The 18,466-nt window shown below is 58.5% G+C and carries 14 protein-coding genes; 9 read left to right on the top strand and 5 right to left on the bottom strand.

What is annotated here, in order from left to right:
• Positions 1-9 precede the first annotated feature (9 nt).
• The gene (gene metJ, locus AB8804_RS09635; RefSeq protein ID WP_007369220.1) at positions 10-327 is read right to left on the bottom strand and encodes a met regulon transcriptional regulator MetJ; all 318 of its coding nucleotides are present in this window, start codon (positions 325-327) and stop codon (positions 10-12) included.
• A gap of 275 nt (positions 328-602) precedes the next feature.
• Here metJ and metB point away from each other — a divergent pair, with 275 nt between their 5' ends.
• The 4 genes from metB (at position 603) to katG (ending at position 7,972) form a co-directional block, all read left to right on the top strand.
• The gene (gene metB, locus AB8804_RS09640) at positions 603-1,763 is read left to right on the top strand and encodes a cystathionine gamma-synthase (protein ID WP_371185379.1); all 1,161 of its coding nucleotides are present in this window, start codon (positions 603-605) and stop codon (positions 1,761-1,763) included.
• Between the two features lie 2 nt (positions 1,764-1,765).
• Entirely contained in the window at positions 1,766-4,198 is a 2,433-nt protein-coding gene (locus AB8804_RS09645) for a bifunctional aspartate kinase/homoserine dehydrogenase II (RefSeq protein WP_371185381.1), read from the top strand.
• A gap of 495 nt (positions 4,199-4,693) precedes the next feature.
• Positions 4,694-5,584, top strand: coding sequence for a methylenetetrahydrofolate reductase (metF, locus tag AB8804_RS09650; RefSeq protein ID WP_371185383.1), 891 nt, complete (start codon positions 4,694-4,696; stop codon positions 5,582-5,584).
• 207 nt (positions 5,585-5,791) lie between these two features.
• Positions 5,792-7,972 (top strand): catalase/peroxidase HPI, encoded by a 2,181-nt coding sequence (gene katG, locus AB8804_RS09655; RefSeq protein WP_371185385.1) that lies wholly within the window; start codon positions 5,792-5,794, stop codon positions 7,970-7,972.
• Positions 7,973-8,056: 84 nt separating this feature from the next.
• Here the strand turns inward: katG and AB8804_RS09660 are convergent, their stop codons facing one another.
• Genes AB8804_RS09660 through ptsP form a run of 3 tightly spaced genes read right to left on the bottom strand, consistent with a single transcriptional unit; the run spans position 8,057 to position 12,350 of the window.
• On the bottom strand, positions 8,057-9,160 hold the full coding sequence (locus AB8804_RS09660) for a glycerol dehydrogenase (protein WP_371185387.1): 1,104 nt from the start codon (positions 9,158-9,160) through the stop codon (positions 8,057-8,059).
• Positions 9,161-9,172: 12 nt separating this feature from the next.
• Positions 9,173-9,835 (bottom strand): fructose-6-phosphate aldolase, encoded by a 663-nt coding sequence (gene fsa, locus AB8804_RS09665; protein WP_371185389.1) that lies wholly within the window; start codon positions 9,833-9,835, stop codon positions 9,173-9,175.
• 13 nt (positions 9,836-9,848) lie between these two features.
• On the bottom strand, positions 9,849-12,350 hold the full coding sequence (gene ptsP, locus AB8804_RS09670) for a phosphoenolpyruvate--protein phosphotransferase (RefSeq protein ID WP_371185391.1): 2,502 nt from the start codon (positions 12,348-12,350) through the stop codon (positions 9,849-9,851).
• Positions 12,351-12,650: 300 nt separating this feature from the next.
• Here ptsP and AB8804_RS09675 point away from each other — a divergent pair, with 300 nt between their 5' ends.
• The 5 genes from AB8804_RS09675 to AB8804_RS09695 are packed head-to-tail and all read left to right on the top strand — an operon-like array spanning position 12,651 to position 17,613.
• Positions 12,651-13,730, top strand: a complete 1,080-nt coding sequence (locus AB8804_RS09675; protein WP_371185393.1) for a PTS fructose transporter subunit EIIC — start codon at positions 12,651-12,653, stop codon at positions 13,728-13,730.
• Positions 13,731-13,744: 14 nt separating this feature from the next.
• The gene (locus tag AB8804_RS09680; protein WP_371185395.1) at positions 13,745-14,065 is read left to right on the top strand and encodes a PTS fructose-like transporter subunit IIB; all 321 of its coding nucleotides are present in this window, start codon (positions 13,745-13,747) and stop codon (positions 14,063-14,065) included.
• Positions 14,066-14,118: 53 nt separating this feature from the next.
• A complete protein-coding gene (locus AB8804_RS09685; RefSeq protein WP_371185397.1) occupies positions 14,119-16,413 on the top strand; it encodes a formate C-acetyltransferase in 2,295 nt (764 codons plus the stop codon).
• Positions 16,379-17,254, top strand: a complete 876-nt coding sequence (locus tag AB8804_RS09690; RefSeq protein WP_371185399.1) for a [formate-C-acetyltransferase]-activating enzyme — start codon at positions 16,379-16,381, stop codon at positions 17,252-17,254. Before AB8804_RS09685 ends, AB8804_RS09690 begins: the two co-directional genes overlap by 35 nt.
• A 2-nt stretch (positions 17,255-17,256) precedes the next feature.
• On the top strand, positions 17,257-17,613 hold the full coding sequence (locus AB8804_RS09695; RefSeq protein WP_371185401.1) for a PTS fructose-like transporter subunit IIB: 357 nt from the start codon (positions 17,257-17,259) through the stop codon (positions 17,611-17,613).
• On the opposite strand, the gene AB8804_RS09700 is transcribed toward AB8804_RS09695, so the two are convergent.
• Positions 17,600-18,448: a helix-turn-helix transcriptional regulator gene (locus AB8804_RS09700; RefSeq protein WP_371185597.1), complete on the bottom strand. Its 849-nt coding sequence runs from the start codon at positions 18,446-18,448 to the stop codon at positions 17,600-17,602. The genes AB8804_RS09695 and AB8804_RS09700 overlap by 14 nt on opposite strands.
• Between the last annotated feature and the right edge of the window lie 18 nt (positions 18,449-18,466).

Raw genomic sequence — 18,466 nt, forward strand, 5'->3', positions numbered from 1 at the left:
ACCGTCGCGTTAGTATTCCCACGTGTCCGGGTCGATACCCAGTTCACGCATGATCACCTTCGCCTCTTCCGGGATTTCATCACTGCGCTCTTTACGCAGATCTTCATCGTTCGGTAACGGTTGGCCGGTAAACGCATGCAGGAACGCTTCGCACAGCAGCTCGCTGTTGGTCGCGTGGCGCAGGTTGTTCACCTGACGACGCGTACGTTCATCGGTGAGGATCTTCAACACCTTCAGAGGAATGGAAACCGTAATTTTCTTTACTTGCTCACTCTTCTTACCGTGCTCAGCGTATGGGCTGATATATTCGCCGCTCCATTCAGCCATGAGATACCTTTAATCCTCTCAGTCATTAATCTAAAGGTGCAAAACCCCAACGAGCGGTTCCGGACCGTAATCTTGCCTAGTTTACCGTAGAGACGATACCGTGGCACGGATATTGCCGCTGCAGCGTGGCCTAAAGCATATAATTTTAACGGCTATTTGCGCATTGCTCAATCTATACGCAAAGAAGTTTAGATGTCCAGATGTATTGACGTCTATAAAATCAGTGTTTACTCTGGTGCCTGACTTTTCACCTAATTAGCCAGGAAGCCTTCACCATGACGCGTAAACAGGCCACCATCGCAGTGCGTAGCGGATTGAATGATGACGAGCAGTACGGCTGTGTTGTCCCGCCTATTCATCTTTCCAGCACCTACAATTTCACCGGATTTAATGAGCCCCGCGCGCATGACTACTCGCGTCGCGGCAATCCTACGCGCGACGTGACCCAGCGTACCCTGGCGGAACTTGAGGGCGGTGCGGGCGCGGTGTTAACCAACACCGGGATGTCGGCGATTCACCTGGTGACCACGGTTTTCCTGAAGCCCGGCGATCTGCTGGTTGCGCCACACGACTGCTACGGCGGCAGCTATCGCCTGTTTGATAGCCTGGCGAAGCGCGGCTGTTACCGCGTGCTGTTTGTCGATCAGAATGACGAACAGGCGCTAAAACAGGCGCTTGCAGAGAAGCCAAAGCTGGTTCTGGTGGAAAGTCCAAGCAATCCCTTGTTGCGCGTTGTCGATATTGCGAAAATTTGTCAGCTCGCAAGGGATGCGGGAGCGATAAGTGTCGTGGATAATACGTTCCTCAGTCCGGCCCTTCAGAACCCACTGGCACTGGGTGCAGATCTGGTATTGCATTCATGTACTAAATATCTGAACGGCCATTCTGACGTCGTGGCGGGCGTGGTGATTGCCAAAGATCCGGAGGTTGTCACCGAACTGGCATGGTGGGCGAATAATATCGGCGTCACCGCGGGGGCTTTCGACAGCTACCTGCTGCTGCGCGGTATCCGCACGCTGTCTCCGCGCATGGAGGCCGCGCAGCGCAATGCCCAGGCGATCGTGGACTTCCTGCAAACGCAGCCGCTGGTGAAAAAACTGTACCACCCGTCGCTGCCGGAAAATCAGGGCCACGAGATTGCCGCGCGCCAGCAAAAAGGGTTTGGCGCGATGTTAAGTTTTGAACTGGACGGCGACGAGCAAACGCTGCGTCGCTTCCTGAGCGGGCTGTCACTGTTTACGCTGGCGGAATCATTAGGTGGGGTTGAAAGCTTGATCTCCCACGCCGCGACCATGACGCACGCAGGTATGGCACCGGAAGCGCGTGCCGCCGCCGGAATTTCTGAGACGCTGCTGCGGATCTCAACCGGTATTGAAGATTATGAAGATTTAATTGCCGATCTGGAAAATGGCTTCCGGATCGCAGCCAAGGGGTAATCATGAGTGTGATAGCGCAGGCAGGGGCGAAGGGTCGTCAGCTGCACAAGTTTGGTGGTAGTAGTCTTGCTGATGTGAAGTGTTACCTGCGCGTTGCAGGGATCATGACCGAGTACTCACAGCCGGGTGACATGATGGTTGTCTCCGCGGCGGGCAGCACCACCAACCAGCTGATTAGCTGGCTTAAGCTAAGCCAGACCGATCGCCTTTCTGCGCATCAGGTGCAACAGTCGTTACGTCGTTATCAGAGCGAACTGATTGCCGGCCTGCTGCCTGCGGACGTGGCGGACGGGCTGATCAGCGCCTTCACGCACGATCTTGAGCGCCTGGCTGCCCTGCTGGACAGCGGCATTACCGATGCGGTGTATGCCGAAGTGGTCGGTCACGGTGAAGTGTGGTCCGCGCGCCTGATGGCCGCCGTGCTGCAGCACCTCGGCGTGGAGGCAGCCTGGCTCGACGCGCGCGATTTCCTGCGCGCCGAACGCGCCGCGCAGCCACAGGTGGATGAAGGCCTGTCCTACCCGCTGCTGCAACAGCTGCTGGTGCAGCATCCGGGCAAACGCATTGTGGTTACCGGTTTTATCAGCCGCAGCAACGCGGGTGAAACCGTGCTGCTGGGCCGTAACGGCTCCGACTACTCGGCAACGCAAATCGGTGCCCTGGCGGGCGTGTCCCGCGTCACCATCTGGAGCGACGTGGCCGGTGTTTACAGCGCGGATCCGCGCAAGGTAAAAGATGCCTGCCTGCTGCCGCTGCTGCGCCTGGATGAAGCGAGCGAGCTAGCGCGTCTGGCGGCGCCGGTGCTGCACGCCCGCACGCTGCAGCCGGTTTCCGGCAGCGACATCGACCTGCAGCTGCGCTGCAGCTACACGCCGGATCAGGGTTCCACGCGCATCGAGCGCGTGCTGGCCTCCGGTACCGGCGCGCGCATTGTCACCAGCCATGACGATATCTGCCTGATTGAGTTCCAGGTGCCCGCGGGCCAGGACTTCAAGCTGGCCCACAAAGATATCGACACGATCCTGAAACGCGCCCAGGTCCGCCCGCTGGCCGTTGGCGTGCATAACGACCGCCAGCTGCTGCAGTTCTGCTATACGGCAGAAGTGGCGGACAGCGCGCTGAAAATTCTGGACGAAGCGGGCCTGCCGGGCGAGCTTCGCCTGCGTCAGGGGCTGGCGCTGGTGGCGATGGTGGGCGCAGGCGTCACCCGTAACCCGTTGCACTGCCACCGCTTCTGGCAGCAGCTGAAGGGCCAGCCGGTAGAATTTACCTGGCAGTCGGAAGAGGGCATCAGCCTGGTGGCCGTGCTGCGTAAAGGGCCGACCGAGAGCCTGATCCAGGGGCTGCATACTTCTCTGTTCCGCGCGGAAAAGCGCATCGGCCTGGTGCTGTTTGGCAAAGGCAACATCGGCTCCCGCTGGCTGGAGCTGTTCGCGCGCGAGCAGGTCACGCTTTCGGCGCGTACCGGGTTTGAATTTATTCTCGCGGGCGTGGTGGACAGCCGCCGCAGCCTGCTGAACTACGAAGGGCTGGACGCCAGCCGCGCGCTGGCCTTCTTTAACGATGAAGCGGTCGAGCAGGACGAAGAGTCTCTCTTCCTGTGGATGCGCGCGCACCCGTACGATGACCTGGTGGTGCTGGACGTGACGGCGAGCGAGCAGCTTGCCGATCAGTATCTTGATTTCGCCAGCCACGGTTTCCACGTCATCAGCGCCAACAAGCTGGCGGGGGCGAGCAGCACGGATAAATACCGTCAGATCCACGATGCGTTTGAAAAGACCGGCCGCCACTGGCTGTATAACGCCACGGTTGGCGCGGGCCTGCCGGTTAACCATACCGTGCGCGATTTGATTGAAAGCGGCGACAGCATTCTGGCGCTGAGCGGCATCTTCTCCGGTACGCTCTCGTGGCTGTTCCTGCAGTTCGATGGCACCGTGCCGTTCACTGACCTGGTGGATCAGGCGTGGCAGCAGGGCTTGACCGAGCCGGACCCGCGCGTCGATCTCGCCGGTAAAGACGTGATGCGCAAGCTGGTGATCCTGGCGCGCGAAGCGGGCTACGATATCGAGCCCGACGCGGTCCGCGTCGAATCGCTGGTGCCTTCAGGCTGTGAGGAAGGGTCTGTCGATCACTTCTTCGAGAACGGCGACGAGCTGAACGAGCAGATGGTGCAGCGTCTGGAAGCGGCCAACGAGATGGGACTGGTGCTGCGCTACGTGGCGCGCTTCGAGGCCAACGGCAAGGCGCGGGTCGGCGTTGAGGCCGTGCGTCCTGAGCATCCTCTGGCCGCGCTGCTGCCGTGCGATAACGTCTTCGCCATCGAAAGCCGCTGGTATCGCGATAACCCGCTGGTGATCCGCGGCCCGGGCGCGGGGCGCGACGTCACCGCCGGGGCGATCCAGTCTGATATCAATCGTCTGGCTAAGCTGCTGTAATTCCCCTCACCCTAACCCTCTCCCCATAGGGGAGAGGGGACTGCTGGGTGCGGTCTTTTCTCCCTCGCCCTTTGGGGAGTGGTGGCCGCTGGGTGCGGTCTTTTCCCCCTCGCCCTTTAGGGAGTGGTGGCCGCTGGGTGCGGTCTTTTCCCCCTCGCCCTTTAGGGAGTGGTGGCCGCTGGGTGCGGTCTTTTCCCCCTCGCCCTTTGGGGAGTGGTGGCCGCTGGGTGCGATCTTTTCCCCCTCGCCCTTTGGGGAGAGGGGACTGCTGGGTGCGGTCTTTTCTCCCTCGCCCCTTTGGGGAGAGGGCCGGGGTGAGGGGCCTCTCACCCCCATCATGAATCCCCCTCATTTTCCCTGAGCAAACCTCACCGTTATTGTTGATTATTTCTGTTGACGTCCCTGCGCTTTTCCGTCATTTTTACATCTGGACGTCTAAACGTATAGAAGTTCACAACACAACAAACAACGACACGCGATAGATAGAGGTAAGGTATGAGCTTTTTTCACGCCAACCAGCGGGAAGCCCTGAATCAGAGCCTGGCCGAAGTAAACGGCCAGATTAACGTCTCTTTTGAATTTTTCCCGCCGCGCACCAGTGAAATGGAGCAAACCCTCTGGAGCTCTATCGATCGCCTGAGCAGCCTGAAGCCGAAGTTTGTCTCCGTGACCTACGGCGCGAACTCCGGCGAGCGCGACCGCACGCACAGCATCATTAAAGGCATTAAGGACCGCACCGGCCTCGAAGCGGCCCCGCATCTGACCTGCATCGATGCGACGCCTGAAGAACTGCGCGCCATCGCCCAGGACTACTGGAATAACGGCATTCGCCACATCGTTGCCCTTCGTGGGGATCTGCCTCCGGGCAGCGGCAAGCCGGATATGTATGCCACCGATCTGGTCGCGCTGCTGAAAGACGTGGCGGATTTTGATATCTCCGTCGCGGCCTACCCTGAAGTGCACCCGGAAGCGAAAAGCGCGCAGGCTGATCTGCTCAACCTGAGGCGCAAGGTCGACGCCGGGGCGAACCGCGCGATCACCCAATTCTTCTTCGATGTCGAAAGCTACCTGCGCTATCGCGACCGCTGCGTCTCGGCGGGGATCGACGTCGAAATTATTCCGGGCATTTTGCCGGTATCTAACTTCAAACAGGCGAAGAAATTCGCCGATATGACCAACGTACGCATCCCGCACTGGATGTCTAAAATGTACGAGGGGCTGGATGACGATCCGGAGACGCGCAAGCTGGTGGGCGCCAACATCGCGATGGACATGGTGAAAATATTAAGCCGCGAAGGCGTGAAAGATTTCCACTTCTACACGCTGAACCGGGCCGAGATGAGTTACGCTATTTGCCACACGCTCGGCGTCAGGCCCGGCGCTTAAGAAATAAAACCCTCTTCGGAGGGTTTTTTGATTTATAAGGGTTTTATTTTCTGGCCGATTGGGCGATGCTGGTTTCGACGCTCTAAAGTCACATATTTTATGTGTGAAATTAAACGGAATTAACTATCGAATCTGTGGGTTATCCCAACTATACCTTATCAATAAGGGCGTATATCGTAACGGTAACACTGTAAAGGGAGCATAGCGATGAGCACGTCAGACGAAACCAATAAAGCGGCATCAGTCGGCAAATGCCCGTTCCATCAGGGCGGCGTCGATCATAGCGCGGGGGCAGGAACAAGCAGCCGTGACTGGTGGCCAAAACAGCTTCGCATCGATCTTCTTAACCAACATTCCAATCGTTCTAACCCGCTGGGTGAAGACTTCGACTACCGCAAAGAATTTAGCAAACTTGATTACTCCGCGCTGAAAGGCGATCTCAAAGCACTTTTAACCGACTCTCAACCGTGGTGGCCTGCCGACTGGGGCAGCTATGCGGGCCTGTTTATCCGCATGGCCTGGCACGGTGCGGGCACGTATCGCTCCGTAGACGGTCGCGGCGGCGCCGGACGCGGTCAACAGCGCTTTGCGCCGCTGAACTCCTGGCCTGATAACGTCAGCCTGGATAAGGCGCGCCGCCTGCTGTGGCCTATCAAGCAAAAGTATGGTCAGAAAATCTCCTGGGCCGATCTGTTTATCCTCGCGGGCAACGTGGCGCTGGAGAACTCCGGCTTCCGCACCTTTGGTTTTGGTGCCGGTCGTGAAGACGTCTGGGAACCGGATATGGACGTTAACTGGGGCGATGAAACTACATGGCTTAAGCACCGTGACCCGGAAGAGCTGGCGAAACGCCCGCTGGCCGCCACCGAAATGGGGCTGATCTACGTTAACCCAGAGGGGCCAAACGCCAGCGGTGAACCGCTGTCTGCGGCGGCGGCAATTCGCGCCACCTTCGGCAATATGGGAATGAACGACGAAGAGACCGTTGCGCTGATCGCGGGCGGCCATACGCTCGGTAAAACCCACGGCGCGGGTGAAGCCACGCACGTTGGCACCGACCCGGAAGCCTCTCCGATTGAAGCCCAGGGCCTTGGCTGGGCGAGCACGCACGGCACGGGCGTAGGCGCAGATGCGATCACCTCCGGTCTGGAAGTGATCTGGTCCCAGACGCCAACCCAGTGGAGCAACTACTTCTTCGAGAACCTGTTCAAATACGAATGGGTACAGACCCGCAGCCCGGCAGGCGCTATTCAGTTTGAAGCCGTCGACGCGCCGGACATCATGCCCGATCCGTTCGACCCGTCGAAAAAACGCAAGCCGACGATGCTGGTAACCGACCTGACGCTGCGCTTTGACCCGGAATTTGAGAAAATTTCGCGCCGCTTCCTGAACGATCCGCAGGCCTTTAACGAAGCCTTCGCCCGCGCGTGGTTCAAGCTGACCCACCGCGATATGGGGCCGAAATCACGCTACATTGGCCCAGAAGTGCCGAAAGAAGATCTGATCTGGCAAGATCCGCTGCCGCAGCCGGTGTTCAATCCGTCGCAGGAAGACATTGAGAGTCTGAAGGCGGAAATCGCGGCGTCCGGCCTCTCCGTAAGCGAGCTGGTTTCCGTCGCATGGGCCTCTGCGTCCACCTTCCGCGGTGGCGATAAGCGCGGCGGTGCCAACGGCGCGCGTCTGGCGCTGGCGCCTCAGCGCGACTGGGATGTGAACGCCGCGGCCGTGCGTGCGTTACCTGCCCTGGAAGCTATTCAGCGCACCACTAACAAAGCGTCACTGGCCGATATCATCGTGCTGGCAGGCGTCGTGGGCGTTGAGCAGGCGGCGAAAGCCGCGGGCGTATACGTTAGCGTACCGTTCACGCCGGGCCGCGTAGATGCGCGTCAGGATCAGACCGATATCGAGATGTTCAACCTGATGGAGCCGATTGCTGACGGCTTCCGCAACTACCGCGCGCAGGTGGATGCTTCGACGACCGAATCGCTGCTGATTGATAAGGCCCAGCAGCTGACGCTGACCGCGCCGGAGCTAACCGTTCTGGTCGGGGGAATGCGCGCGCTGGGTGCTAACTTCGACGGCAGCAAAAACGGCGTGTTCACCAATCGTGAAGGCGTGCTGAGCAACGATTTCTTCGTCAACCTGCTGGACATGAATACCCAGTGGAAAGCGACCGACGACTCTAGCGAGCTGTTTGCCGGTAGCGATCGCGCCAGCGGTGACGTGAAATACACCGCAACCCGCGCCGATCTGGTGTTCGGTTCTAACGCCGTTCTGCGCGCGCTGGCCGAGGTTTACGCCAGCAGCGATGCGCACGAGAAGTTCGTTCGCGACTTCGTTGCCGCATGGGCGAAGGTGATGGATTTGGACCGCTTTGACGTTAAGTAACCATTGTGCCGGGTGGCGGTTACGCCTTACCCGGCCTACGGGCAAAAAAATCCCCGCTGATGCGGGGATTTTTATTCACGCTATTTATTCCCACTCCAGCAGGAACCGCTGCCCGTACTGGTCGGCAACCAGCAGCGCCGCATAAACCTGATCTGGCGATACGCCGCCCGGCATATTGTGAATGGTTTCTCCTTCCGCGCAAGAGGCTTCTGCCACCAGGCGCATCTTCGCCGGAATATCCTCTTTGATATCCAGCTGAGCCAGCGTAATGGGCAGGCCAACGCTGTGGCACAGCGCCGCAACGGTTTCAATCTCCTCCACCGGCGCATTCTCCAGCACCAGCTGCGTGAGCGTACCAAACGCCACTTTTTCACCGTGATAGTAATGGTGCGCATCCGGAATGGCCGTAAGACCGTTATGGATGGCGTGCGCTGCCGCCAGTCCGCCGCTTTCAAAGCCGACGCCGCTCAGATAGGTATTCGCTTCGATAATGCGCTCAAGGGCAGGGGTGACCACGTGCTGCTCGGCGGCCAGCATCGCCTTCTCGCCCTCTTCGACCAGGGTGTTGTAGCACAATTCCGCCAGCGCCAGTGCCGCCTGCGTGCACTTGCCGCCCGCCATCGTCGTGGCACCGCTGCGCGAACAGGCACGCGCTTCAAACCAGGTGGCCAGCGCATCGCCAATGCCCGCAGCCAACAGGCGAGCAGGCGCGCCCGCGACCACCTTGGTATCAACGATGACCATGTTCGGGTTGTGCGGCAGCATCAGATAGCGCTCGAATTCGCCGTCATCGGTGTAAATCACGGAAAGCGCGCTGCACGGCGCGTCGGTGGAGGCGATCGTCGGCGCAATGGCAACCGGCACGTCCATAAAATGAGCCAAGGCTTTGGCGGTATCGAGGGTTTTACCGCCACCGATGCCAAGAACGGCCATGCAGCCGGCGCTGTCCGCCAGCTTTCTCAGGCGATCGATTTCATTTTGTGAACATTCGCCACCAAATGGCGCAATTTCGACCTGAATTTCGGCCTGTTTAAAGCTTTGGCGCAGCGTCTCTTCTGCAAAGCCAAGCACAAACTTATCGCCAACGACCAGCCAGCGGTTAGCCAGAGGCTTCAGATAATCGCCGAGACGGGTAAGCACATCAGCGCCCTGGATATATTTCCCCGGCGATTGAATGATACGGTCCATAACAGTTCTCCCTTAGAGGTTGAGGTTACCAAACGCGTTTTTCCAGTCCTGCTCGAACTTCTCTATGGCTGACTCTACCGCTGGCGTACCGAGCATTTGTTGCGCTACATCTAAAGGAAGCGTGATCGCTTCGCATCCGGCCAGCAGGCAGTCGAGGGCCTGACGCGGCGTTTTAAAGCTGGCCGCCAGAACCCTGCTTTCTGGCGCATGCATTTCCAGCAGGGACTGCAGCTCCTGAACCGTGCGAATACCATCTCCGCCCTGCGCGTCAACGCGGTTGACGTACGGTGCGACATATCTGGCCCCTGCCAGCGCGGCCAATAATCCCTGTGCGGCGCTGTATACGGCGGTGCCGAGAGTGGCGATCCCCTCTTTTTTCAACTGCTTAATCGCCGCAAGGCCTTCCGCCGTGACCGGAATTTTCACCACGATATCCGGGAGCGCGTTGCTAAGGCGTTTGGCTTCAGCCACCATGCCCTCGGCGTCCCGGCTCATGGTCTGGGCAAACAGGATGCCCTCTGGACCTATCGCTTTTTGCAGGCGCGGCAGCACGTCCCAGATGGATTCACGGCTGGCGGCGATAATGCTTGGGTTGGTGGTCACACCCGCAATCGGGAATATCCGCGCCAGGCGTTCAACTTCCGCAACGTTGGCGGTATCCAGATACAATTCCATGACTCTTCCTCGTTTACAGTTCTAATTCACGTTGCAGCAGGGTGGCGATAGCCTCGTCAGAGCTGGCGTTGACCAGCGTGCTGCGGAAATCTTCGTGCATAATGCGGCGCGCCAGGCGCGAGAAAATACGCATGTGCTGGTCACCCGCAGCATGCTTGTTAAGCGTGAGCATGATGATGAACTGCGCCTCTTCATCTCCCCACATGACCGGCGCTTTTAGGCGCGCAACGCTGATGGTGGATTGTTCAATATGTTCCGATTTGCTGTGGGGGATAGCGAAGCTGAAGCCAAGGCCCGTTGAAAACACGGCCTCACGCGCCCAGAGGTCGGCCTCCAGCTTGCGTGGATAGCGGCAGCGCCCCGCCAGCAGCAGGTTGTCGGTCATGCCTTTCATGACCTCTTCTTTACTGTTCCAGTCGTTATCCAGTGTAATGCAGCGCGGCGTAATCAGCGGCGTGTCCTGCTGGTTCATGCGGAACTGCGCGAGAAGGTGTTCCACCTCGAGCGACGTGCGGCACGCCATCGCCTGATTCAGGAGCTGGCGACAGGCGCGGCTATCAAGCTGCGCCTGTCGCGCTTTAGTCGCCGGAATGGCGGGCGCTCCCATGCTGAGCTCGTCAAGCCCCAGTCCCACCAGCAGCGGCAGCACCGAGCCTTTAGCGCCTAATTCACCGCACAGTCCAATCCATTTCCCCTGGCGATGCACGGCCTGTACCGCGTAGTCCAGCGCGCGCAGGAAGGCCGGGTTCAGGCTGTTGTAGTGGCGCGTGACCTTGGCATTGTCGCGGTCGACGGCCAGCAGATACTGCGTCAGGTCATTGCTGCCGATGCTAAAGAAATCAATCTCTTCGCAGCACTGGTCGATGATGAACATGATTGAGGGAACTTCGAGCATGATGCCCAGCGGGATTTTTTCATCAAAAGGAACGTGCTCCGCGCGAAGCTGCTGTTTCGCTTCGGCGAGCTTTTCTTTCACCCACAGGATCTCTTCCATCGAGGAGATCATCGGGATCATGATCTTCAGGCTGCCGTGGGCGGAGGCGCGCAGGATCGCGCGCAGCTGGGTGGTGAAAAGCGTTGAAAACTCTTCATAAATACGCACGGCGCGGTAGCCGAGGAACGGGTTGTTCTCCGGCGGAATGTTAAGGTACTCCACCGGCTTATCGCCGCCGATATCCATGGTGCGCACGATGATGCTGCGCGCGTTCGCGCTTTCAAGCGCCTGACAGAACAGGTTGTACAGCTCGTTTTCGCATGGTGCGCTGGCGCGGTCCATATAAAGCATTTCGGTCCGGAACAGCCCAACGCCTTCGGCACCGTTACCAAAAGCGGCCTGAGCTTCTGCGGCATGGGCAATGTTGGCGGCAATTTCGATACGCAGCCCGTCGGCGGTTCGGGCCTCACGGTCCAGCCAGACGCGTTGCTGCTCGCGTATTGCCTCCTGGATCCGCGCTTCCTGCTGATAGTAGCGCGCGACCGCATCGCTGGCGTTCACCACAACCGCACCGGCGTTGCCATCCACAAAGACAGGCTGGTTGCGCCACGCCATTACGCTTTCGCCGTCAACGCCGACCAGGGTCGGAATGTTAAAGGAACGAGCAAGAATAACGGTGTGCGAGGTGGTTCCGCCGCTTTTCAACAGCAAACCCTTGAGCAAGGTTTTATCGAGCTCCAAAAACTGGCCGGGCGTGAGGTCATCTGCAATGCCTATGGTCGGCTGCGTCAGCTTGCCCGGAGCCGGGAAGCGCTGGTCGCCGTAAATCTGCTGCAGAAGCTGATAGCAGACGTCCCGCACGTCCAGCACGCGTTCCTGCAGATAGCTGCTGCTGGAGCGGGAAAATTCCTCGCAAAAATGATTCGCCGTGGCGATTGTCGCCTGCGCGCAGCTCAGCCCCCGGTTAACGCCTGCAAGAAGATGCTGGCGCAGCGAGCTGTCCGTTGCCAGCGAACGGTGTGCCTCGAGGATCGCGCTGGCGGTGCTGTCGCTGTCGAGCGCGCGCAGCGCAATGCTTTTCACCAGCAGGAGAAGGCCCTTATCCAGCGCCGATTGCTCCTCTTCCACGCTTTTCGCGTTGGGCAAATCCGTCAGCGCGTTGAGATCCAAAGAGGTGAGCAGGGTCAGGATGCCCTGGGCGCTGCCGCTGCACACGGGCAGGGCGCGAAACAGAGTGGGGCGCAGGCGCGTGAGGGATTCTGGCAGCGGATCAAGCTCGGTGGCGACGGCGGCCTCAAGCGGCGCGTCGCAGTGCGGGAACTCCTCGCGCAGCCACTGCTCGAGCCGCTGATGGGCGTGCTGTTCGTCGTCGCCGCTGATGACCAGCCGGCAGGCATCGCCTGACAGCGTATCGGTGCCAATCAGGGCCAGCGCGCTTTTCGCATCGCCCTTCCGATCCGTGCGCAGGTTGTGCCATTCAATTTGTGACATAAACGTATTGCACAGCGTCTCTACGTGACTTGCCGGACGCGCGTGAACACCGTTGGGCAATTCACAGATAAATTCCACTACCAGAGCCATACACACTCCTGAAACCAAGGATCATTATTGCGGACAGCATACGAGTGCGGCGCTAACGCACGCCATGTGACAAATCTGCCAAAAGCTGGACAAATGTAATATCTCTCGAAAAGTGGGATTTGACTCACAGGTTATGGCGCTTCGCCTCTTTGAACACCGGTTCGAAATGTCGAGGCGGATCGCATTTTTATTTCTACATTACAAAAATCCAGTAAATGGCCCTTTTGTCTCCTGTCCGGTCCCTTCGTGATTGCCTATTGTTTGCCACAACATCTTTATGGGTTTGGCCAGGAGCGACATATGAAAGAGTTGGTGCATATTCTCAAGAACACCCGGCAGCATTTAATGACGGGGGTGTCGCATATGATCCCGTTCGTTGTGGCGGGGGGCATTTTGCTGGCGGTTTCGGTCATGCTGTACGGCAAAGGCGCGGTACCGGATGCCGCAACCGACCCAAACCTCAAAAAACTGTTTGATATCGGCGTGGCGGGACTGACGCTGATGGTGCCCTTCCTCGCCGCCTATATCGGTTATTCCATTGCGGAGCGCGCGGCTCTCGCACCCTGCGCGATTGCCGCGTGGGTCGGGAACAGCTTCGGCGCTGGTTTCTTCGGCGCGATCATTGCCGGGATCCTCGGCGGGATTGTTGTCTGGTACCTCAAGAAACTGCCGGTTCCTAAGGTCCTGCGCTCCGTTATGCCCATTTTCATCATTCCTATCATCGGCACCTTTATCACCGCAGGCATCATGATGTGGGGACTGGGGGAGCCCGTCGGGGCATTAACCACCGGCTTAACCCAGTGGCTGCAGGGAATGCAGCAGGGCAGCATTGTGGTCCTTGCCGTCATTATTGGCCTCATGTTGGCCTTCGATATGGGCGGCCCGATTAACAAAGTGGCCTATGCCTTCATGCTGATTTGCGTGGCCCAGGGCGTTTACACCGTGGTGGCGATTGCCGCGGTAGGGATTTGTGTGCCGCCGCTGGGCCTGGGGCTCGCGACGCTGATTAACCGCAAAAACTTCACCGGCGAAGAGCGTGAGGCTGGAAAAGCGGCGCTGGTTATGGGCTGTGTCGGCGTCACGGAAGGGGCGATTCCCTTCGCCGCCGCCGATCCCCTGCGCGTGATTCCGTCCATCATGCTCGGCTCCGCCTGTGGCGCGGTCACGGCAGCGGTGATGGGCGCGCAGTGTTACGCCGGGTGGGGCGGGCTGATTGTCCTACCCGTCGTGGAAGGCAAGCTGGGCTATATCGCGGCGGTCGCCGTGGGAGCAGTAGTGACTGCGATTAGCGTCAACGTGCTGAAGAGCCTTGCGCGCAAGAGTTCAAAGCAGGTCGAGGAAAAAGAGGATGACCTCGATCTGGATTTCGAAATTAACTGAGTGAGGAAGAGAACATGGCCCGAATTATTGCAGTAACAGCATGTCCGTCTGGCGTTGCCCATACCTATATGGCCGCTGAAGCCCTGGAGAGCGCGGCGAAAGCCAGAGGCTGGGAAGTTAAGGTCGAAACGCAGGGGTCAATTGGCCTTGAAAACGAACTGACCGCGGAAGACGTCGCCGCTGCGGATATGGTGATCCTGACCAAGGATATTGGCATCAAGTTTGAGGAGCGTTTTGCCGGTAAGACCATCGTGCGGGTCAACATCAGCGACGCCGTTAAGCGTGCCGACGCCATTATGAGCAAAATTGACGCCCACCTGGCACAAACCGCCTGACGCACTCCCGCCCCGATGGGGCGGGCTCGTTTTTCCGTTACAGGAGTTCCCTCATGACGAATCGTACCCAGCGTTTAAAAGATGCGCTCTTTGCCAATCCGCGTGAAATCTCGCTCGAGCGCGCATTGCTCTACACCGACAGCCATCGGCAGACGGAAGGTGAGCCGGTCATCATCCGGCGTGCGAAAGCCACGGCGTACATTCTCGACCATGTGAAAATTGCGATTCGTGATGAGGAATTGATTGCCGGAAACCGCACCGTTAAGCCGCGCGCGGGCATTATGTCCCCGGAAATGGACCCTTACTGGCTGCTTAAGGAGCTGGATCAGTTTGCCACTCGTCCGCAGGATCGCTTCGACATCAGCGAGGCGGATAAACAGACCTATCGTGAGGTGCTGTATCCCTACTGGGAAAAGCGGTCGATGAAGGATTTCATCAACAGTCAGATGACGGATGACGTAAAGGCCGCGGTGGGAACGCAGATCTTTAGCATCAACCAGACGGATAAAGGGCAGGGGCATATCATTATTGATTACCCACGCCTGCTGAATAACGGACTGGGTGCGCTGGTGGCTGAAATGCGTGATCACTGTGCCCGCGATGAACAGAACACCTTCTATGCGGCGGCGCTGATTCTGCTTGAAGCGTCCCAGCGGCATATTCTGCGCTATGCCGCCCTGGCCGAGGAGCTTGCTCAGCAGTGCGCCGCGCCTCGACGCGATGAATTGCTGAAGATTGCCGACATCTCCCGACATAACGCGCAGAAAAAACCGCAAACTTTCTGGCAGGCGTGTCAGCTCTTTTGGTACATGAACGTCATTTTGCAATACGAATCTAACGCCAGTTCGCTTTCAATCGGCCGCTTTGACCAGTATATGCTGCCGTTTTACCAGGCGTCGCTTACGCAGGGGGAAGATGCGGCATTCCTCAAGGAACTGCTGGAATGCCTGTGGGTGAAGTGCAACGACGTGGTGCTGTTACGTTCGACCAGCAGCGCCCGCTATTTCGCAGGGTTCCCGACCGGTTATACCGCATTGTTGGGCGGGCTGACGGAGAACGGCCGCAGCGCGGTGAACGTACTTTCCTTCCTGTGTCTTGATGCGTATCAGAACGTTCGGCTCCCGCAGCCGAACCTCGGCGTGCGGGTCAATGAGCTCATTGACCGATCGTTCCTGCTCAAAACCGCAGAGACAATCCGGATGGGAACCGGCATTCCGCAGATCTTTAACGATGAGGTGGTTGTGCCCGCGTTCTTAAACCGCGGCGTGTCGCTTGAGGATGCGCGCGATTACGCGGTCGTTGGCTGCGTAGAGCTGTCGATTCCGGGGAGAACCTACGGCCTGCACGATATCGCCATGTTTAATCTCCTGAAGGTGATGGAAATCGCCATGCAGGAAAACGAGGGCAATATCGGCCTGAGCTATGAAGGCCTGCTGGAGGATATCCGTGCCAAAATTAGCCACTACATTGCGCTGATGGTGGAAGGCAGCAACATCTGCGATATCGGCCATCGCGACTGGGCGCCCGTGCCGCTGCTCTCGTCTTTCATCAGCGATTGCCTCGAGACGGGCAAAGACATTACCGACGGCGGTGCTCGCTACAACTTCTCTGGCGTGCAGGGGATTGGCATCGCGAATCTGAGCGACTCGCTTCACGCCCTGAAAGGGCTGGTCTTTGAACAGCAGCGCTTAAGTTTTGACGAGCTGCTCGCCGTGTTAAAGGCCAACTTCGCGACGCCTGAAGGTGAAAAAGTGCGCGCGCGGCTGATCAATCGCTTTGAAAAATACGGCAATGATATCGACGAGGTCGACAATATCAGCGCCGATCTGCTGCGCCACTACTGTAAAGAGGTTGAAAGATACCGTAACCCTCGCGGGGGGCAGTTCACGCCGGGGTCGTATACCGTGTCGGCGCACGTACCGCTTGGTGCGGTGGTGGGGGCGACGCCGGACGGTCGCTTTGCGGGCGAGCAGCTGGCGGACGGCGGCCTCTCTCCGATGCTTGGGCAAGATATGCAGGGCCCGACGGCGGTACTGAAATCAGTGAGCAAGCTGGATAACTACCTGTTATCTAACGGTACGCTGTTAAACGTTAAATTCACCCCCGCGACGCTGGAGGGCGATGCGGGGCTGCAAAAGCTGGCCGACTTCCTGCGTGGGTTTACCCAGCTTAAGCTGCAGCACATTCAGTTCAACGTGGTTAATGCGGACACGCTGCGTGAAGCGCAGCAGCGCCCTCAGGATTTTGCCGGACTGGTGGTGCGTGTTGCCGGATACAGCGCCTTCTTTGTTGAGCTGTCGAAGGAGATCCAGGATGACATCATCCGTCGAACAGCGCATCAGCTGTGACGTTATCGAAACGCGTGCCCACGTGGCGCGTATTTTCAACATCCAGCGCTACTCGCTGAATGACGGCAGCGGCATCCGCACGGTGGTCTTTTTTAAGGGCTGCCCTCACCGATGCCCGTGGTGCGCTAACCCGGAGTCGATCTCGCCTCAAATCGAGACGGTGCGCAGGGAAAGTAAATGCCTGCACTGTGCTCCCTGCCTGCGTGATGCCGATGAGTGTCCTTCCGGTGCGTTTGAGCGTATCGGTCGGGAAGTGACGCTGGATGAGCTTGAGCGCGAGGTGATGAAAGACGACATTTTCTTCCGCGCATCGGGCGGCGGCGTCACGCTTTCGGGCGGAGAAGTGTTGATGCAGGCCCCGTTCGCCACGCAGTTTTTACAAAGGCTGCGTCGCTACGGGGTAAACACGGCGATCGAAACCGCGGGGGATGCGTCGCTTTCGCGTCTGTTGCCTCTGGCTCACCAGTGTGATGAAGTGCTTTTTGACCTGAAGATCATGGACGCCGAGCGGGCCCGCTCGGTCATAGCAATGAATTTGCCCAGAGTGCTGGATAATTTCATGCAGCTGGTCGCTGAGGGCATAAACGTGATCCCCCGCGTGCCGCTCGTTCCGGGCTATACGCTCAACGAAACGAACATGGCGCGCGTGCTGTCGTTTCTGCTCCCTTCCGGAATCAGGCAGCTGCATTTGCTGCCGTTCCACCAGTACGGCGAGCCAAAGTACCGTCTCCTTGGGCAGGCGTGGGGGATGGAGCATGTTGTTCCTCCAACAGAGGCGGAGATTGACACCATGCGCCACATGGCGGAACAAAAAGGATTCTGCGTCACGGTAGGAGGTTAAACATGACAGCAAACACGGGCCGCCATCTGGTGGCGGTCACCGCATGCGTCAGCGGGGTTGCGCATACCTACATGGCTGCCGAGAGGTTAGAGAAGCTCTGCCAGCAGGAAAAATGGAGCGTGCTGATTGAGACGCAGGGCGCGCTGGGCGTTGAATGCGAGCTTACGGATGAAGATATTCGCCGCGCCGATGTCGCCTTACTCATCACCGATATTGAACTGGCTGGCAGTGAACGTTTTGACCATGCCCGCTACGTGAAGTGCGGCATTCACGCCTTCCTGCGCGATCCGCACAAGGTAATGGCGGCGGTGCGTAAAATGCTATCCGCACCGCAGCATACGCGCATCATTGTGGAGTAGCCGCTTTTTCAGTGAGCTGGCTATGATACTGGCGTCGGTACTCAGACGGCGAGCGCTCGGTATTTTTACGGAATAAGCGACAGAAATAGTTACTGTCAACAAACCCGCAGGCATGCGCCACTTCTTTCACCTTCAAATCATATCCCTTCAGCAGCTGACGCGCGTGCTCCAGCCGGGTGTGGGTCAGGTATTCATTAAAGCCGACCGCGCCCGTTTTCTGAAACAGGTGTGAAAGGTAGTTGGGGGAAATGTAAAACGCCTGTGCTAACGACTCCCGGGTGAGCGGCGCGGCGTAATGTTCATCAATGTACACGCGGATCGCTTCAAACAGCGCCTGGCTGCGGGAAGCGGTCTGAATCTGGCTTCCGAGCAGATCGACGCAGTGGCTAAGCAGGCTGGAAACAACCAGTCGGGCGGTTTGTTGTTCGTGAGGCTGCATCTGCATTTCGTGAAGCGTTTGCAGCAGGAAAGAACCGATGCGGGGCCCGCGGCGTGCAACGTTCTGCTTAGCGAGATTACGTACTTCAACGCCATCCCAGTGTAAAAGACTAAATCCAAGCTGCTGTTTGCCAAACAGAATGCTCAGCGTGGTCGCAGGTTCCTGCCACTGCGGGTAGTTCCAGCCGCCAGCGGGGACGTAGAGAACATCACGCTGCAGCAAGGCGGGAACGGCGCGATCTGCAATCGACCCCTTAATCACAATTTCCAGACGGGGAAAATCGACCTGCAAAGCAAGTTCGGGGGCGGGAGCGTTGGTGTTTGCAAAGTGTACCTGGCGCAGCGGCGTGGTGCCGTTGATCAGGTCAGTCAGGATGTGGGCAATGTCGTGATGCATGGTGTGGATACCAGGGTA

This window comes from Enterobacter sp. KBR-315C3_2022 (assembly GCF_041399425.1).
In the GTDB taxonomy this organism is placed as follows: Bacteria; Pseudomonadota; Gammaproteobacteria; order Enterobacterales; family Enterobacteriaceae; genus Enterobacter.

Excerpts from the sequence above, each read along its gene's own strand:
- metJ (WP_007369220.1), bottom strand. The coding sequence starts at position 327 with ATGGCTGAATGGAGCGGCGAATATATCAGCCCATACGCTGAGCACGGT.
- metB (WP_371185379.1), top strand. The coding sequence starts at position 603 with ATGACGCGTAAACAGGCCACCATCGCAGTGCGTAGCGGATTGAATGAT.
- AB8804_RS09645 (WP_371185381.1), top strand. The coding sequence starts at position 1,766 with ATGAGTGTGATAGCGCAGGCAGGGGCGAAGGGTCGTCAGCTGCACAAG.
- metF (WP_371185383.1), top strand. The coding sequence starts at position 4,694 with ATGAGCTTTTTTCACGCCAACCAGCGGGAAGCCCTGAATCAGAGCCTG.
- katG (WP_371185385.1), top strand. The coding sequence starts at position 5,792 with ATGAGCACGTCAGACGAAACCAATAAAGCGGCATCAGTCGGCAAATGC.
- AB8804_RS09660 (WP_371185387.1), bottom strand. The coding sequence starts at position 9,160 with ATGGACCGTATCATTCAATCGCCGGGGAAATATATCCAGGGCGCTGAT.
- fsa (WP_371185389.1), bottom strand. The coding sequence starts at position 9,835 with ATGGAATTGTATCTGGATACCGCCAACGTTGCGGAAGTTGAACGCCTG.
- ptsP (WP_371185391.1), bottom strand. The coding sequence starts at position 12,350 with ATGGCTCTGGTAGTGGAATTTATCTGTGAATTGCCCAACGGTGTTCAC.
- AB8804_RS09675 (WP_371185393.1), top strand. The coding sequence starts at position 12,651 with ATGAAAGAGTTGGTGCATATTCTCAAGAACACCCGGCAGCATTTAATG.
- AB8804_RS09680 (WP_371185395.1), top strand. The coding sequence starts at position 13,745 with ATGGCCCGAATTATTGCAGTAACAGCATGTCCGTCTGGCGTTGCCCAT.
- AB8804_RS09685 (WP_371185397.1), top strand. The coding sequence starts at position 14,119 with ATGACGAATCGTACCCAGCGTTTAAAAGATGCGCTCTTTGCCAATCCG.
- AB8804_RS09690 (WP_371185399.1), top strand. The coding sequence starts at position 16,379 with ATGACATCATCCGTCGAACAGCGCATCAGCTGTGACGTTATCGAAACG.
- AB8804_RS09695 (WP_371185401.1), top strand. The coding sequence starts at position 17,257 with ATGACAGCAAACACGGGCCGCCATCTGGTGGCGGTCACCGCATGCGTC.
- AB8804_RS09700 (WP_371185597.1), bottom strand. The coding sequence starts at position 18,448 with ATGCATCACGACATTGCCCACATCCTGACTGACCTGATCAACGGCACC.